We start from the raw sequence: 14,741 nt of genomic DNA, 5'->3' as shown, positions 1-14,741 counted from the left end.
AACAGTGTCGCCTGAGCGACCTCGCCTGACTATGATGAAACCCTGCGCGCAGCCAGCGGGCGGGCCGGGGCGCTGTCTCCGCCACCCGCCGCGGCTGCGATTGTCCGGCTGGCCACACCACCAAGAAACACCATGAGCTTTTTTTCCGTCCACGCGTTTTTCCCCACCCTGCGGCCCCGGACGCTGATCACCGCCTGCCTGGCCGCGGCCTCCGCGCTGGCCACGTCCGCAGCGTTCGCCGCCTTTCCCGACAAACCCATCCGCGTGGTGATCGGTTTCCCGGCCGGTGGACCGCTGGACCAGCACGCCCGCCTGCTGACCGAGCGGCTGCAGGCCGTGCTGGGGCAGCCCATCGTCATTGACTACAAGTCGGGCGCAGGCGGTACGGTCGGGGCGCAGGACGTGATGAAGGCCCCGCCCGACGGCTACACCCTGATGCTGGCCAACACCGGCGTGATGGTCATCAACCCGGCGCTGTACACGCGGCTGCCCTACAACACGCTGCGCGACTTCACGCCGATTGCCCGCACCGCCATGCAGCCGCTGGCCCTGCTGGTCAATCCCAAGCTGCCGGTCACGACGCTGAAGGAGTTTGTGGACTACGCCCGTGCGCGTCCGGGCCAGATCAACTACGGCTCGGCCGGCAACGGCGGCATCAGCCACCTGGTGCCCGAGATGTTCAAGAATGCCACCGGGCTGTTCATGGTGCACATTCCCTACCGCGGCAGTGCCCCGGCCTTCACCGACCTGATGGGGGGCCAGGTGCAGTTCATGGGCGAGTCGATTCCGCAGGCGGCCGCGTACCACAAGCAGGGCAAGGTGCGGGCCCTGGCCGTCACCAGCAAGGCGCGCAATCCGGCGCTGCCCGATGTGCCGACCGTCATCGAGTCCGGCATCAAGGATTTCGAAGTGGTCGGCTTCTACGGCTTTCTGGCGCCTGCCGGCTTGCCAGCGGATGTCACCGCGAAACTGAGCGATGCCTTCAAACAGGTCATGACCAGCGCCGAGGTCCGCAACCGCATGATCACGCAGGGCGCCGACCCCGCCTTCATGGGCAGCGAAGAGTTCGGAAAATTCCTCGCCGCGGAAATGCCGCGCTGGGCCCAGGCTGTCAAGGCGTCGGGCGCCAAGCTCGACTGACGGGCGCTCGCCCCGGTCGACTGTGGGCGGGCTGGGGGTCCGTGAATCCTGTGGCCGCGTCAGCCGGCGTGTGGCCGCGCGCGTTTCGCGCCATCCGGGCACAATCAACAAATAGCCGGACGGCAGATACTCTGTTTTTTATAGCAGCCTGCGCCCGCCCGTATTGGGCCAAGACCCTGTTTCAGTGATTATTTCCAGCAACTGCCCCGGCACGCCCAAAGCGTCCGGGTACTGTTTGCCCACCTGCACCCATGCCGCCTGTTCTTTATCTCTTCGCCCTGTGCAACCTGGTCATTGGCAGTGGCGCGTTTGTGCTGGGCGGCATCCTGGTGCCGCTGAGCGAGTCGCTCCACATCAGCCTGGCCGCGGCCGGCCAGGCCATGACGGCCTATGCGGTGTCCACCGCGCTGCTGGCGCCGGTGTTGATCATTGCCACCGCACGCTGGCCGCGCAAACGCGCCGTGCAGCTGGCCTTGGCCCTGTTCACTGCCGGCTGCCTGGTGTGTGCACTGTCGGGCAACCTCGTCATGCTGCTGCTGGGCCGGGTGCTGATGGGCGCCGGCGCGATGTTCAGCGCCGCGGCCTCGGCGCTGGCCGTCAGCCTGGTGGCGCCGGCGCTGCGCGGCCGGGCCCTGTCCATCACCTTTCTGGGCATGAGCATCAGTTACGCGGTGGGTGTGCCGGTCGGTGCCTGGCTCGGCTTTGAATACGGCTGGCGCGTACCGGTCTGGCTCTCGGCCGGCGCCAGCCTCGCGGCTTTGGTGGCGGCCAGCTGGCTGCTGCCCGCCCACATGGCCTCGGCCGGCGCCAATTTTGCCGGCTTCGGCGCGGCGGCGCGGCAACCCGCCGTGCTGCGCACCTGGCTGCGCACCCTGCTTTATTTTGTGGCGATTTTCAGCGTGTTTGCCTACATCGGCCCGGTGCTGCAGGCGCTCAACACCATGAGTTCGACGCAGCTGTCCATCACGCTGGCGGTGTTCGGCCTGGCCGGGGTGGCCGGCACGCTGTCGGGCGGCTGGGCCAACGACCGCTTCGGCTCGCTGCCCACCATGCGCGTGCAACTGGTCGTGCTGGTGGCCACCATGGCCGTGCTGCCGCTCACGCGCGGCCACCTCTACGCGACCATGGCCACACTCGTCGTCTGGGGCATCGCGGGCTTTGGCGTGATGGCGCCGCAGCAAAGTCGCCTGGCCGGCATGGCACCGGCGCAGGCGCCACTGCTGCTGAGCCTGAACGGCTCCATGCTCTATGTGGGCACGGCGCTCGGCGCCGTCATCAGCGGCGCCATGCTGGACCGCCTTCACCTGTCGCAACTCGGCTGGGTCGGCGTGCCCTTCGGCCTGCTGGCGCTGCTGACGCTGGCTTTTGAGCCCGCGCATGTCCGGCCCGTGGCCGGTACCACCGCCGGATCGCCATGACGGCCCGTGACCAGCTCACCAGCCTGACCACTGCCTTGCAGCAGTTGCGCAGCGATGCGCTCGGCATACCGGCGTTTTCCCGGCTCGCGCAAAGCCAGACGGCGCTGCAAGCGGCACTGCCGGCCAGGTATGCCGAGGTGCTGCAGCAGTTGCTCGACAGGCTGGAGTCGAGTGCCCTCTTCAGCGAAGAAAGCTGCTCCTTCAGCCAGAAGGAACTGCTGGACAGCCTGCAGCTCTGGCTGGACAAGGCCCAGACCCTGCTTGACAAGACCAGCCCATGAACATGCCACCTTCAACTCCTCAAACACCGTCTCCTGCGGTCACCCTGATCTACGTCGGCGATCCGATGTGTTCCTGGTGTTATGGTTTTGGCGTGCCGCTGGGGCAACTGCTCGAACGCTTCCCCGAGCTGCCGGTGCAACCGGTGCTGGGCGGCCTGCGCGCCTACAACACGCAGGTGATGGACGCCGCGCTGAAGGACAAGCTGCGCAACGCCTGGGCCGGCGTGGCGCAGCGTTCCGGTCAGCCGTTTTCACAGGCGCTGTTTGAACGCGAGGATTTCATCTACGACACCGAGCCGGCCTGCCGCGCCGTCGTCACGGTGCGCGAGCATGCGCCAGCGCTGGCCCTGCGCATGTACCACGCGATCCAGCAGGCCTTTTATGCGCAGGGACGCGACGTCACCAAGGCGGCGGTGCTCGCTGAAATCTGGGACGAGGTGCACGGCCGCACCAAGGAGGCCTGGGGCCACATTGATTTCCTGCGCGATTTCGAAAGTGAAGCCATGCGCCAGCAGACAAGAGAAGATTTCGCACAGGCGCAGCGCTGGGGCATACGCGGCTTTCCCGCGCTGCTGGCGGTGCGTGATGGCCAGGCCCAGTTGCTGGCCAGCGGCTACACCGAGGCCGATGTGCTCATCGAGCGGCTGGCAGCGCTGACCGGCTCGCGGAACGACACGCCCTAAACGTGGCGTTTTTTCGGTGCAGGCGTCTGCGGCGCTGAAGCCTGCGCATCAGCCAGCTCGTGCAGCGCTTCGATGATGTGGCAGTGCGCGTCGGTTCCGTCGCAGCGGCTGCGCAGGGCCTTGAGGTCCTTCTCCAGCGCCTTCAGTTCCGCCAGCCGCGCGCGCACATGGCCCAGGTGCCCGTCCAGCGCGTCGCGTGCGGCCGCGCAGTCGGTCTTGTTGTTCAGGTCCAGCCCGAGCAGGGTGCGCACCTCGGCCAGCGACATGTCCATGGCCCGGCACAGGCGGATGAAGCGCAGCTGGTGCACGTCGCCTTCGCTATACAAACGATAGCTGTTGTCGCCCCGCCCTTGCGGGCTGAGCAGGCTTTCCTTCTCATAAAAGCGGATGTTCGCGGGGCTCACGCCGCTTTGCCGCGCGGCCTCGCCGATCTGGTAACCCCTGGGAGCTGAGGGACTTGGTGCAGGCATCGCTTGACCTTGAAGTGACTTGAGGGTTTCCAATCATGCCATCACCCCGATGTTTCTGGAGAACCCCTCAATGTCCGCCCACTGCTGCGACCATGATCACGACGCCACCGCCGCCCAGGCCAACAGCCCGCGCTACCGGAAAATCCTCTGGATTGCACTGCTCATCAACTTCGCCATGTTTGCGCTGGAAATCGCGGCGGGTTTTCGCTCCGGCTCGGTCTCGCTGCTGGCCGATGCCATCGACTTCTTTGGCGACGCCGCCAACTACGGCGTGAGCCTGGCGGTGTTGTCCCTGGGCGTGGTCTGGCGTGCCCGCGCCGCGCTGCTGAAGGCTTCCAGCATGCTGGCCTTCGGCGTGTTTGTGCTCGTGCGGGCGGGGTGGGTGGCCAGCCAGGGCGGGACGCCCGAGGCCCTGACCATGGGGGCAATCGGCCTGCTCGCGCTGATTGCCAACGTGTCGGTCGCTGCCCTGTTGTATGCGTACCGGGAAGGCGACGCCAACATGCGCAGCGTCTGGCTGTGCTCGCGCAACGACGCCATCGGCAACCTGGCCGTGATGCTGGCCGCGCTGGGCGTGTTCGGGACCCAGAGCGCCTGGCCCGACCTGGCCGTCGCCGCGGTCATGGCCAGCCTGGCGATCTGGGGCGGCTGGTCGGTGATGCGGCAGGCACGCCGCGAGCTGCGGGCCGGCCGCCTGTCGCAAAAACCGGCATGAACAGCTTCAAGCCAGCGCAGCACCGCCCGGTCTTTACGCAGCGGATCCGCCGTTCCGGCCAGTTGAGCCGGCGGGCTGCTGCGGCACCTTTACCGCCTTCCCTTTGAACTTTCCGCCTGCCGCCGTATCATCTATCTATGCGCCGTCCCCTGTTCATCGCCATGATCTTCCTGCTGCTCCTGCGCGGCTGGGTGGGTGATGCCATGGCCACCGGCATGGCTGCCGGCCATCTGCAACAGGTCTCACCTGCTACAGAATTCATAGCTGCTCACGCTCATCAGTCAATGGCTGATGGTCATTTTGGGCATGACATGGCAGTGGAGCCGGCTGCCTCCATGACGCATTCGGCGACTCCTCCGGATTGCGCAGGACACGCGGCTGGCCAGACTTCCGACCCCACGACCCAGGACGCCACCGGGCACTGCGACTCCTGCGCCGCCTGCCAGGCCTGCAACACGGTTGCGCTGTCACCGCTGACAACCCGTACCGCTTCCCTCGCCGTTCCCCCCGTGCTGGCGCATTCGCCGGCCGCGCGATTTGCCAGCGCCGCCACCGCGCTGGGCCAAAAACCACCCATTTCCTGACTTCCAGGCCCGTAGTGGGTCTGTACTTGCCATCCGGCACGGGCAACTCGCCCTTTTTGCCGGATTCGCGCGATTTTGACGATCGCCCCGCTTGTCCGTCAGGAGATTTTTGTGACCTTCCGTATCCTTTTTTGCATGCTGCTCCTGCCGCTGGGCAGCGCCCATGCACAGGGCGCGCCGGCCTTGCAGCCCAGCGACCCCGCGGCGCCCGTGCCGGCGGTAAGCTACCGCTCCGTGTTTGCCGACCTGCCCACCGGCGTGGAAGCCGGGCGCGAGGACTGGAAAAAAGCCAACAACGAGGTTGGCCGCTTCACGCGCGGCCACGTCGACATCCTCAAGTCGGAGCAGCAGCAGGCAGCGCCAGCGGCGCCTGCAAGCAAGCCGGATGTTGCACCGCCTGCAGCGGCCCATCCCCACAGACATTGAGTTTCACCATGTTTTCATTCCACACATCCGCAACGGCACTGCTGGCAGTCGCGACCCTGGCCGGCTGCGCCAGCCTGTCGCCTGACGGCAACCAGACGGACATCAACACCCTGACCGCCGGCAAAACCGCGGGCATCAACGCGCCGGTCGGGCGCGGCGACAGCGCGGAGACCCGCGAGGCAGTGGCCCGGCTGCTGGCCGAACCCCTGAGCGCTGAATCAGCAGTTCGGATTGCGCTGCTGAACAACCCGGGCATCCACGCCTCCATGGCCTCCCTGGGCATCAGCGATGCCGAGCGCGTGCGCGCCGGCACGCTGCCCAACCCGCATTTCTCGATTGGCCGTTTTGTCGAAGGCAGCAAGGTGGAAATCGAGCGCGGCATCGGCTTCAACGTCATCGGCCTGCTGACCCTGCCCTGGCGCGCCAGGTACCAGAACCAGCAGCATGAGGTGGCCAAACTTCAGGCCGCGCAGGAAGTCGTCAAACTCGCCGCCGACACGCGCAAGGCCTGGATCAACGCCGTCGCCGCCCAGCAGACCGCCAGTTACATGAAGGATGCCAAGGAGGCAGCCGAGGCCAGCGGTGAGCTGGCGCGGCGCCTGGCACGTGTGGGCAACTGGAGCAAGCTGAACCAGGCGCGCGAGCAGGCCTTTGTCGCCGATGCCGCGGCGCAGCTGGCACGCAGCCAGAACGCAGCGTATGCCGCGCGGGAAAAGCTCATACGGCTGATGGGCCTGTGGGGCGCGCAGACGCAGTTCACGCTCAGCGAACGCCTGCCGGATCTGCCGAAATCCATCGCCGACATGCCGGACATCGAGGCTAGAGCCCTGCGTGATCGCCTCGACGTGCGCGCCAGTGTGGCGCAGGCAGGCTACGTCGCCGACAACATGGGCCTGACCCGTGCCACCGGCTTCATCAATGCCCTCGATGCCAAGCATTCCCGCAACACCACGTTCGACAATGCAACGGGTGACAAGGAGATCAAGCGCGGCTGGGAGCTGGAACTGCCGTTGCCGATTTTCGACTGGGGCGGTGCCAGCAACGCGCGCGCGCAGGGCCAGTACATGCAGTCGGTAGCGCGTGTCCGCGAAACGGCCATCCAGGCGCGCTCCGAGGCGCGCGAGAGTTACCACGCCTGGCGCACGGCGCATGACCTGGCGCTGCATTACCGCGACGAGGTCGTGCCGCTGCGCAAGTTCATCAACAACGAACTGCTGCTGCGCTACAACGGCATGCTGACCAGCGTGTTCGACCTGCTGGCCGACACCCGCACCTCCATCGCGGCGGTGAACGCCAGCATCGAAGCGCAGCGCGACTTCTGGCTGGCCGACACCGACCTGCAAACCACACTCACAGGGACCTCCGCCGGCATGGCGCCCCTGGCCGCCGGCACCGCTGCCAGCGGCAGCGACGCCAAAGGACATTGAGATGAGCATCAACAACGAACGCAGACGATTTTTTGCCGGGGCTGCTGCTGCCACAGCGACCGCGGTGGCCGCCAGCGCGGTCAGCCGCGTCGCCATGGCCGCGCTGCCCGAGCCGGTGCTGCAGGCCAAACCCGACACCATGCCGCCGCTGGCGCCCAGCACGGGCCGGCCCTACAACCCGGTGGTCACGCTCAACGGCTGGACCCTGCCCTGGCGCATGAACAATGGCGTGAAGGAGTTTCACCTGGTGGCCGAGCCGGTGGTGCGCGAGATGGCGCCCGGTTTCAAGGCCAACATGTGGGGCTACAACGGGCAAAGCCCCGGACCGACCATCGAGGTGGTGGAGGGCGACCGAGTGCGCATTTTTGTCACCAACAAGCTGCCCGAACACACCAGCGTGCACTGGCACGGCCAGCGCCTGCCCAACGGCATGGACGGCGTGTCGGGCCTGACGCAACCGGCCATTCCGGTCGGCAAAACCTTTGTCTATGAATTTGTCGCGAGGCGTCCCGGCACCTTCATGTACCACCCGCACGCCGACGAGATGACGCAGATGGCGATGGGCATGATGGGTTTCTGGATCACCCACCCCAAGGCAAAACACCCGCTGATCGACGAGGTGGACCGCGACTTCGTGTTCCTGCTCAACGCCTACGACATCGACCCCGGCAGCATGACCCCAAAAATCATGACCATGACGGACTTCAACCTCTGGTCGTGGAACAGCCGGGTCTTTCCGGGCATCGACACGCTCAATGTGCGCAAGGGCGACAAGGTGCGCATACGCATGGGCAACCTGACCATGACCAACCACCCGATCCACCTCCACGGCCATGAGTTTGTGGTGACCGGCACCGACGGTGGACCCACGCCGAAATCGACACGCTGGCACGAGGTCACCACCGATGTAGCGGTGGGCCAGATGCGGCAGATCGAGTTTCTGGCCGACGAGGAAGGCGACTGGGCCTTCCACTGCCACAAGAGCCACCACACCATGAACGCCATGGGCCACGATGTGCCGACCATGATCGGCGTGGACCACCGCGGCCTGATCAAAAAGCTGCAGAAGGCCGTGCCCGACTACATGGTCATGGGCGAACGCGGCATGGCCGACATGGGCGAAATGGAGATGGAGATCCCCGAAAACACCGCCCCCATGATGACCGGCACCGGCCCCTTCGGCCCGGTCGAAATGGGCGGCATGTTCAGCATGCTCAAGGTGCGCAAAAACCAGAAACCCGGTGACTACAAAGACCCGGGTTGGTACAAGCACCCCGCAGGCACAGTCGCCTACGAATGGACCGGTGCATTACCCGACCCGGCGCGGCCACGCGCCGGCAGCAAAGCCATGCCGGCAGTCTCATCCGGCCCCGTGACACAGGTCCAGATCCGCAAACCTTCCGGCCATGCCGGCCACTGATTCAGAGGACACCCATGACCACCCGATTTACTCTCAAATTGATAGCTGCCAGCGCATTATTGATGGGCGCTGGCGGCACATTTAGCCAACATGTTCACGCGCCCGCGCACAATGCCAGCCCCTATGCAGGTAAGCAGACCCGCGAGATCAAGGCCCTCTCGCCTGCCCAGACCGCCGACCTGCTGGCCGGCAAGGGCATGGAGCTGGCGAAGGCCGCCGAACTCAACGGTTACCCCGGGCCCATGCACACGCTGGAGCTGGCCACGCAACTCGAACTCAGCACCGGGCAGAAGCAGGCCAGCGAAACGCTGATGAACCACCACAAGGCGGAGGCCCGGGACCTGGGCGCGCAGCTGGTGCAGGCCGAACGTGCGCTGGATCAGGCTTTTGCGTCGCGCCAGATCGACGCTGCCCGATTGACTGCACATACCGATCGCATCGGCCAGTTGCAGGCACTGCTGCGCAAGTCGCATCTGGACACCCATCTGCAGCAAACCGCGCTGCTGACACCGGCGCAGATCTCCCGTTACGCCCAGTTGCGCGGTTATGCCGGGCCTGCCACCGGAACAGCGCCAGCCGCCCCCACCCACAAGCACTGATTTGAAAGAGACATGTTCATGAAAAAATTCCACCCTCTCCTCGCCACGCTGCTGCTCGCGGGCTTCACCACCTTGAGCCTTGCCCATGGAGACGATCCAAAAACGCACAGGGCAGCTGCAGTCATCAAGGAGCAGAAGGAATGGGGCATCGCCGGTGACGCCAGATCCGTCACCCGCACCGTGACCCTGACCATGGGCGACAACATGCGTTTCACACCCGACAAGCTGGACTTCAAGCAGGGCGAAACCGTGCGTTTTGTCATCCGCAACAAGGGCAAGCTGCTGCACGAGCTGGTGATCGGCACGAAAAAGGAGCTCGATGAACATGCCGCCCTGATGGTCAAATTTCCCGCCATGGAGCACGACGAACCCTACATGGCCCATGTCGGCGCGGGCAAGCGCGGCGACATCATCTGGACCTTCAACCGCGCCGGCGAGTTCGACTTTGCCTGCCTGATTGCAGGCCACTACCAGGCGGGCATGGTCGGCAAGATCAGCGTCGCCGCGGCATCCCGTTAAACCTCACTCAAGGAGAAATCATGCAAAGAAGATTCTTTATTCAAGCCGTCGCCAGCCTCGCTGGCGCTTCCCTGCTGACGCCTGCAGTGATGGCACAGGCCCGGCCACAGGTCGAAGTCTGGAAAGACCCCAACTGCGGTTGCTGCAAGGACTGGGTGACCCACATGGAAGCCAACGGTTTCGATGTCAAGGTGCACGACAGCGGCAACACCGCTGCCCGCAAGCGGCTGGGCGTGCCCGACAAGCTCGGCTCCTGCCACACCGCGCTGGTCGGCGGCTACGCCATCGAAGGCCATGTGCCGGCCCGCGAGGTGCACCGCCTGCTCAAGGAGCGTCCGGTCGCGGTCGGCCTGTCGGTGCCCGGCATGCCGGTCGGCTCGCCGGGCATGGACGGCCCCGAGTACGGCACGCGCAAGGACCCGTATGACGTGGTGCTCATCAGCCGCAATGGCGCGACCCGCGTCTATCAAAGTTATCACCGCGCCTGAGCGCATTCAAGGAAATCGAAATGAACATGAAATACCTCACTCCCCTGGTCGCCACCCTCGTCACTTCGGCCGCGTTCGCGCAGGCCGCCCTGCCCGTTTCTGAAGCCGAGGTCCGCAAGGTCGACAAGGACGCCGGCAAGATCACCCTCAAACACGGCGAGATCAAGAACCTGGACATGCCGCCCATGAGCATGGTGTTCCAGGTCAAGGACAAGGCCTTGCTGGACAAGGTCAAGACCGGTGACAAGATCAGCTTCACGGCCGACAAGGTCAATGGCGCCTATACGGTGATGTCGATCGAGGCAGCCAAACAGCCTTGACCCCGGCGCCGCCGCGCCTTTCGCGTCGTGACATGCAGCTTTCCCGGCGGCGCCCTATCATTCACCCATGCGTTATCTGCTGCTCGCCTTGATGATCACCCTGCTGCCCTTGCGCGGCTGGGTCGGCAATGCGATGGCGGTGGACATGGCGTCGCAGCAGGCGGCGCAGGCGCAGGCCGAAGTGACGCAGGCGTCGGCCATGCCGGAAGATTGCCCCATGCATGCCCAGACCGGTGCCGAAGCAGCCGGTGATCCAGTCGCGGCGGATGGGCAGTGCAATGACTGCAACACCTGCGAGTTGTGTCTGGCGCTGGCGTCTCTCCCCTGGCCGACGGTTGCCATGGGTTCCTTCACGCCTCATGCCGGCCCGCCTTCTGCCGGTCACTCCTTCAGCAGCGCTGAAGGCATCACCCGCCTCAAACCACCCATTTCCTGATCTCCACGCCCAAGGTGCGTCCGCCGCAGACCGGTGGATGCTTTGACAACGGCAGCCGTCCCGCTGGCTGCATTGGTGGAGATCAAATGAAAAAATTCCTGACTGCGCCGCGCACAGCCCTGGCGGCCTGCCTGATGGCCGGCGTGACCGCCGCCGTGCACGCTGGCCCCATGGGTTTCAGGGACAGCACCATGGCCATGGGCGACTTCAGTCCCAACTGGCGCGAGGCCTGGGTCAACCATGCACTGACCGCGCGCGACGCGTTCGGTGTGGGCGGGGTTGCCATGCGCTCGGACGACGGGCGCCTGACCCGCGAGTTTGCGGAGCTGACCTACACCCGGCTGGTGCACCGTGTCAACGGCGAGCATTCTCAGGCCAACTTCTGGTTTGTTGGCGGCGCCGGGCCACTCAGCGGCAATGACTTTGCGGGAAGCAAAACCATGCTGGCCCCCGGCGTCTCGGCCGACTACGAAACCACGCGCTTCTATGTGTCTGGATCACTGCGGCTGTACCGCGCACCGGGCATCAACCATGACGTGGCTTCGGTGCGCACCGGGTTCTCGTTTTATGAAACCGACTATGACGAAGTCCAGCCCTGGCTGATTCTGGAAGCGCGACGCATGCGCGGCCTGTCGGAGAAAACCGAGATCACGCCGATGCTGCGCTTTATCCACAGCCGTTACTTCGTCGAGGTCGGCATCAACAACATGAAGCAGGGCCGCTTCAACTTCATGTACATCTTCTGAACATTCACACCTTCCTGGCTTCCCCCAAGGACTTCATCATGACATCATTCACTCTTAAATTCATAGCAACTTGCGCAGGCACTGTCTTGGCTACCGGCCTTTTTTCCTCGGCGTTTGCAGTCGAAAGCATCAAGGTCACCGTCAACGGCATGGTGTGCGCCTTCTGCGCGCAGGGCATTGAAAAACGCCTGTCCAGCATGCCGGCGACCCAGGCCGTGTTTGTGGACCTGAAGAAAAAAATCGTGGCGGTGCAAGCCAGGGACGGCCAGACGCTGGACGGCGCGGCCATCAGCCATGAAATCAGGGAGGCGGGTTACGACGTTACCAAGCTGGAAACCGTGCCGCAATCGGTAGCCGAACTCAAGGCACAGATGAAGGCCAAAAACAAATGATGGCGCCGCGCCCTGACGAGGCCGGCAAGGCCTCGGCCTGGTCGTCCTGGGCCGCGTTGTTTGCCAGTTCCGGCACGCTGATCTGCTGCGCCTTGCCGGCCTTGCTCGTGGCGATGGGGGCGGGTGCGGCCTTGTCCACGCTGGTTTCCGCCGTTCCGGGTCTGGTCTGGGTCAGCGAGTACAAGGAGGCGGCGTTTGCAACGGCGGGGCTGATGCTGGCGTTCAGTAGCGTGCTGCAATGGCGCAACCGGTCGGCGCCCTGCCCGCTCGATCCGGCGTTGCGCCAGGCCTGCCTGCGCACCCGGAAAACGTCAACACGGGTCTACGGAGTGAGCGTGTTGATTTACCTTGTGGGCGGCTGGATGGCCTTCATTCAGCCGTGGCTAGGCACGTTCTGACCCTGCCACCCGCGAGGCGCTTTCTCGCAGCTCACGCATCAGCCCTGAAATCCGGCCCGGGCTTGTCACGGTCGCACGCTGACGCCGTTGGGCCCTTTGCCAACGGGGATGGTTGCCACCACACTGCGCTTGCTGATGTCGAGCACCGACAGGGAGCCGGCGTAGGTGTTCGTGATGTACGCATACCGTCCTTCCCGGTCCAGCGCCACGCCGTGGGTGCCGGATCCGGTTTCAACCGTCTTGACCACCTCGAAACTCCCCAGATCGATCATGCTGATGGTCTTGCCCGGCCGTTTGCGCGTGCCCTGGTTGGCGACAAGCAGGGTGCGAGAATCCGGCGTCGCGAACAACTGGATGGGGACCGTGCCCACAGCGATCCTGCGCAACACCTTGCGGGTCGCCGGATCGATCACGGCGACAGCGTTTTCTTCAGACAGTGAAACAAAAGCCAGCCGCCCGTCGGGGGTGAAACCCACCTGGGCAGGCCCTTTGCCCACCGGTATCTGTGTCACCTCTTTTTGACTGGCGGTATCCACCACGGACACCGTGCCCCCCTTGAGGTTGGCCACGTAGGCCTGCGTGCCATTCGGGCTGAACCGGATGCCGTGGGGAAATTTCCCCACCGCGATCGTCGATACCCGGCGCTGTGTCGAGGCATCTATCACGCTCAACGTGTTGTCGCCGCCGTTGGTGACGTAGGCGAAGCGGCCATCCGGAGTCAGCACAACATGCGCTGGATGCAAACCTACCGGTACTTTCGCAATCACCGCATCAGTCGTGGTGTCAATCACCCAGACGGCACCAGCGCCTCCCATGGCCTGATGCTCGTCCTTGCCCATGCCTTGATGAGCAGAGGCATCCGCAGTAGCCGGCTCGCCATTGTTGGTCACCCACACCCGCGTGCCGTCCGGTGAAACTTGCACGTTGTGCGGCTTTCCGCCGACACGCACGTGGGCGAGTATCTTGAAAGACGCAGCGTCCAGCACACTGACCGTGTCGGCCTCCTCGTTCGCTACATACACCTTGTCTGCCGCTGAACAGACACCCGCGACACCCCACCCTGACAGCATTGCCGCCATCACCAGCCAGTTCCTGATTCCAGACATGATTACTCCTTGTTAAAAAATCCACTGCATCCCGGGCCACGCGGATCACGCACCAATCTGCGTAGACCTGACCCAGGCGTCGCCCCAGCCAGCGCCCTGCTAAGCCGGCCGGAGGGCTGTAGACAATCCAGACAAGCAAGCGGGCGCCGGTGTCACGCCTCCATCGCTCGTCGATCGCGTAGCGATCGCTTCAGGGCTTGCCTGAGCCATTGCCCCTCGGAGCGCTGTCGCCAGCACAAGGCCGGTGCAGGCTATCGCGCCAGCGAACAGGCTGCGCCGACTCAATGGGTAGTCTCGTGTGTCAACCATGTCGATCTCCTCGGGAATTAATCTGTACTGAAATGCAGCCTGCAGTCAGCGCATGGCCAATGTGTTGAAGGAGGAGAGGGAATGCTGCGTGCCCGGTTAAACGCCGGCGCTGGCGTGATGCCCGGCTCCACCCTCAGACGTTGGACTGGGTAAATGTGGGCGCAGATCCCGAAACGCGAGGTTCCGGAGCAGCTGCCGGAAGGCGGCTAGAGTGCCAGCCGCGAGTAGCGGACCCGGATGGGTCGCTCAGGTAAGGCAGGTTGGACGTCGTCCATTCGCCGGGGCTTCGTGATAGCAGGCGTCACCGCTGTCCAGAGAATTGACATGAGAGGCGCCGGACCGGGATCGGCCTGGGTCGCCTTCAGATGCTGCCTGGACAGGGAATACGCGCCGTCTTCGCAGGCCTTCAGGCACGGGGCCTTGGCGGCGTGCGAGTCGTCGCCGCCGTGGCCAGCCACAACGCCCGCATGACCTGGAGAGACAAGCGAAGCCAGTGCTGTTTCGGACCATTCGACGGGTGCTGCGTGAGCGTGCGTTGCACGCGCTTCCAGCAAGCAGGAATTGGCGACCCCTGAAGCCAGGGCAAACAGCCACCCCAGCAACACCAGGAATGCGGTGTGGCGTTTGTTGCGGGTGCTGAAAGCAAGTTTCATGGACGTGCTGGACGTGCAGGTTTCGAAAGTCCATGCTAACGGCGCCACGCGACGGCGAATTGATATGCATCAAAGGGGATGGTGCCCTTGGGTACATCACGCCGGCCATCCCTGCAGACAGTCATGGACCCCGCGGTGCAGCACCAGCCTCTGATGGCGGCATGATCACCGCGATGGCACCGGGCTTGATGTAACGCAAGCGGCAGGCCCT

Annotated in this window: 20 protein-coding genes; 17 read left to right on the top strand and 3 right to left on the bottom strand. The window is 64.7% G+C overall.

What is annotated here, in order from left to right; translation table 11 throughout:
* Positions 1–132 precede the first annotated feature (132 nt).
* The 4 genes from AAG813_RS05720 to AAG813_RS05705 all read left to right on the top strand — a co-directional run bounded on the left by AAG813_RS05720 (position 133) and on the right by AAG813_RS05705 (position 3,522).
* Complete coding sequence (locus tag AAG813_RS05720; RefSeq protein WP_341912746.1) at positions 133–1,140, top strand: tripartite tricarboxylate transporter substrate binding protein; 1,008 nt, start codon at positions 133–135, stop codon at positions 1,138–1,140.
* Positions 1,141–1,391: 251 nt separating this feature from the next.
* A complete protein-coding gene (locus AAG813_RS05715; RefSeq protein ID WP_341912744.1) occupies positions 1,392–2,558 on the top strand; it encodes an MFS transporter in 1,167 nt (388 codons plus the stop codon).
* Positions 2,555–2,839: a hypothetical protein gene (locus tag AAG813_RS05710; RefSeq protein WP_341912742.1), complete on the top strand. Its 285-nt coding sequence runs from the start codon at positions 2,555–2,557 to the stop codon at positions 2,837–2,839. The genes AAG813_RS05715 and AAG813_RS05710 overlap by 4 nt, the downstream gene beginning before the upstream one ends.
* On the top strand, positions 2,836–3,522 hold the full coding sequence (locus AAG813_RS05705; protein WP_341912740.1) for a DsbA family protein: 687 nt from the start codon (positions 2,836–2,838) through the stop codon (positions 3,520–3,522). Before AAG813_RS05710 ends, AAG813_RS05705 begins: the two co-directional genes overlap by 4 nt.
* Here AAG813_RS05705 and AAG813_RS05700 read toward each other — a convergent pair.
* Positions 3,519–3,992 (bottom strand): Cd(II)/Pb(II)-responsive transcriptional regulator, encoded by a 474-nt coding sequence (locus AAG813_RS05700; protein WP_341912738.1) that lies wholly within the window; start codon positions 3,990–3,992, stop codon positions 3,519–3,521. The two genes, AAG813_RS05705 and AAG813_RS05700, sit on opposite strands and share 4 nt — an antisense overlap.
* 70 nt (positions 3,993–4,062) lie before the next feature.
* On the opposite strand from AAG813_RS05700, the gene AAG813_RS05695 reads away from it, so the two are divergent.
* The 13 genes from AAG813_RS05695 to AAG813_RS05635 all read left to right on the top strand — a co-directional run bounded on the left by AAG813_RS05695 (position 4,063) and on the right by AAG813_RS05635 (position 12,462).
* Positions 4,063–4,707 (top strand): cation transporter, encoded by a 645-nt coding sequence (locus tag AAG813_RS05695; RefSeq protein WP_341912736.1) that lies wholly within the window; start codon positions 4,063–4,065, stop codon positions 4,705–4,707.
* Between the two features lie 137 nt (positions 4,708–4,844).
* Positions 4,845–5,291 (top strand): hypothetical protein, encoded by a 447-nt coding sequence (locus tag AAG813_RS05690; protein ID WP_341912734.1) that lies wholly within the window; start codon positions 4,845–4,847, stop codon positions 5,289–5,291.
* A gap of 111 nt (positions 5,292–5,402) precedes the next feature.
* Positions 5,403–5,717: a hypothetical protein gene (locus AAG813_RS05685; RefSeq protein WP_341912732.1), complete on the top strand. Its 315-nt coding sequence runs from the start codon at positions 5,403–5,405 to the stop codon at positions 5,715–5,717.
* 8 nt (positions 5,718–5,725) lie between these two features.
* A complete protein-coding gene (locus AAG813_RS05680; RefSeq protein WP_341912730.1) occupies positions 5,726–7,144 on the top strand; it encodes a TolC family protein in 1,419 nt (472 codons plus the stop codon).
* Position 7,145: 1 nt separating this feature from the next.
* On the top strand, positions 7,146–8,564 hold the full coding sequence (locus tag AAG813_RS05675; RefSeq protein WP_341912727.1) for a copper oxidase: 1,419 nt from the start codon (positions 7,146–7,148) through the stop codon (positions 8,562–8,564).
* Positions 8,565–8,578: 14 nt separating this feature from the next.
* Positions 8,579–9,163, top strand: coding sequence for a periplasmic heavy metal sensor (locus AAG813_RS05670; RefSeq protein WP_341912725.1), 585 nt, complete (start codon positions 8,579–8,581; stop codon positions 9,161–9,163).
* 18 nt (positions 9,164–9,181) lie between these two features.
* Positions 9,182–9,682: a cupredoxin family protein gene (locus AAG813_RS05665; RefSeq protein WP_341912723.1), complete on the top strand. Its 501-nt coding sequence runs from the start codon at positions 9,182–9,184 to the stop codon at positions 9,680–9,682.
* Positions 9,683–9,702: 20 nt separating this feature from the next.
* Positions 9,703–10,170, top strand: a complete 468-nt coding sequence (locus tag AAG813_RS05660) for a DUF411 domain-containing protein (RefSeq protein ID WP_341912720.1) — start codon at positions 9,703–9,705, stop codon at positions 10,168–10,170.
* Between the two features lie 26 nt (positions 10,171–10,196).
* The gene (locus AAG813_RS05655) at positions 10,197–10,490 is read left to right on the top strand and encodes a copper-binding protein (protein WP_341912915.1); all 294 of its coding nucleotides are present in this window, start codon (positions 10,197–10,199) and stop codon (positions 10,488–10,490) included.
* 67 nt (positions 10,491–10,557) lie between these two features.
* On the top strand, positions 10,558–10,926 hold the full coding sequence (locus tag AAG813_RS05650; RefSeq protein WP_341912717.1) for a hypothetical protein: 369 nt from the start codon (positions 10,558–10,560) through the stop codon (positions 10,924–10,926).
* 86 nt (positions 10,927–11,012) lie between these two features.
* A complete protein-coding gene (locus tag AAG813_RS05645; protein ID WP_341912716.1) occupies positions 11,013–11,672 on the top strand; it encodes a hypothetical protein in 660 nt (219 codons plus the stop codon).
* A gap of 86 nt (positions 11,673–11,758) precedes the next feature.
* A complete protein-coding gene (locus AAG813_RS05640; RefSeq protein ID WP_341912713.1) occupies positions 11,759–12,064 on the top strand; it encodes a heavy metal-associated domain-containing protein in 306 nt (101 codons plus the stop codon).
* Positions 12,064–12,462: a hypothetical protein gene (locus tag AAG813_RS05635; RefSeq protein WP_341912711.1), complete on the top strand. Its 399-nt coding sequence runs from the start codon at positions 12,064–12,066 to the stop codon at positions 12,460–12,462. Before AAG813_RS05640 ends, AAG813_RS05635 begins: the two co-directional genes overlap by 1 nt.
* A gap of 65 nt (positions 12,463–12,527) precedes the next feature.
* On the opposite strand, the gene AAG813_RS05630 is transcribed toward AAG813_RS05635, so the two are convergent.
* Both AAG813_RS05630 and AAG813_RS05625 read right to left on the bottom strand, forming a co-directional pair.
* Positions 12,528–13,568, bottom strand: coding sequence for a cytochrome D1 domain-containing protein (locus tag AAG813_RS05630; protein ID WP_341912709.1), 1,041 nt, complete (start codon positions 13,566–13,568; stop codon positions 12,528–12,530).
* A 515-nt stretch (positions 13,569–14,083) separates the two neighbouring features.
* The gene (locus AAG813_RS05625) at positions 14,084–14,530 is read right to left on the bottom strand and encodes a hypothetical protein (RefSeq protein ID WP_341912707.1); all 447 of its coding nucleotides are present in this window, start codon (positions 14,528–14,530) and stop codon (positions 14,084–14,086) included.
* Between the last annotated feature and the right edge of the window lie 211 nt (positions 14,531–14,741).

The organism is Polaromonas sp. YR568 (assembly GCF_943371715.1).
Lineage (GTDB): Bacteria > Pseudomonadota > Gammaproteobacteria > Burkholderiales > Burkholderiaceae_C > Polaromonas.
This window is presented reverse-complemented; position numbering and strand designations above follow the sequence as displayed.

What these genes read in the sequence shown, in the direction of transcription:
- AAG813_RS05720 (WP_341912746.1), top strand. Translation starts at nt 133, where the DNA reads ATGAGCTTTTTTTCCGTCCACGCGTTTTTCCCCACCCTGCGGCCCCGG.
- AAG813_RS05715 (WP_341912744.1), top strand. Translation starts at nt 1,392, where the DNA reads ATGCCGCCTGTTCTTTATCTCTTCGCCCTGTGCAACCTGGTCATTGGC.
- AAG813_RS05710 (WP_341912742.1), top strand. Translation starts at nt 2,555, where the DNA reads ATGACGGCCCGTGACCAGCTCACCAGCCTGACCACTGCCTTGCAGCAG.
- AAG813_RS05705 (WP_341912740.1), top strand. Translation starts at nt 2,836, where the DNA reads ATGAACATGCCACCTTCAACTCCTCAAACACCGTCTCCTGCGGTCACC.
- AAG813_RS05700 (WP_341912738.1), bottom strand. Translation starts at nt 3,992, where the DNA reads ATGCCTGCACCAAGTCCCTCAGCTCCCAGGGGTTACCAGATCGGCGAG.
- AAG813_RS05695 (WP_341912736.1), top strand. Translation starts at nt 4,063, where the DNA reads ATGTCCGCCCACTGCTGCGACCATGATCACGACGCCACCGCCGCCCAG.
- AAG813_RS05690 (WP_341912734.1), top strand. Translation starts at nt 4,845, where the DNA reads ATGCGCCGTCCCCTGTTCATCGCCATGATCTTCCTGCTGCTCCTGCGC.
- AAG813_RS05680 (WP_341912730.1), top strand. Translation starts at nt 5,726, where the DNA reads ATGTTTTCATTCCACACATCCGCAACGGCACTGCTGGCAGTCGCGACC.
- AAG813_RS05675 (WP_341912727.1), top strand. Translation starts at nt 7,146, where the DNA reads ATGAGCATCAACAACGAACGCAGACGATTTTTTGCCGGGGCTGCTGCT.
- AAG813_RS05670 (WP_341912725.1), top strand. Translation starts at nt 8,579, where the DNA reads ATGACCACCCGATTTACTCTCAAATTGATAGCTGCCAGCGCATTATTG.
- AAG813_RS05665 (WP_341912723.1), top strand. Translation starts at nt 9,182, where the DNA reads ATGAAAAAATTCCACCCTCTCCTCGCCACGCTGCTGCTCGCGGGCTTC.
- AAG813_RS05660 (WP_341912720.1), top strand. Translation starts at nt 9,703, where the DNA reads ATGCAAAGAAGATTCTTTATTCAAGCCGTCGCCAGCCTCGCTGGCGCT.
- AAG813_RS05655 (WP_341912915.1), top strand. Translation starts at nt 10,197, where the DNA reads ATGAAATACCTCACTCCCCTGGTCGCCACCCTCGTCACTTCGGCCGCG.
- AAG813_RS05650 (WP_341912717.1), top strand. Translation starts at nt 10,558, where the DNA reads ATGCGTTATCTGCTGCTCGCCTTGATGATCACCCTGCTGCCCTTGCGC.
- AAG813_RS05645 (WP_341912716.1), top strand. Translation starts at nt 11,013, where the DNA reads ATGAAAAAATTCCTGACTGCGCCGCGCACAGCCCTGGCGGCCTGCCTG.
- AAG813_RS05635 (WP_341912711.1), top strand. Translation starts at nt 12,064, where the DNA reads ATGGCGCCGCGCCCTGACGAGGCCGGCAAGGCCTCGGCCTGGTCGTCC.
- AAG813_RS05630 (WP_341912709.1), bottom strand. Translation starts at nt 13,568, where the DNA reads ATGTCTGGAATCAGGAACTGGCTGGTGATGGCGGCAATGCTGTCAGGG.
- AAG813_RS05625 (WP_341912707.1), bottom strand. Translation starts at nt 14,530, where the DNA reads ATGAAACTTGCTTTCAGCACCCGCAACAAACGCCACACCGCATTCCTG.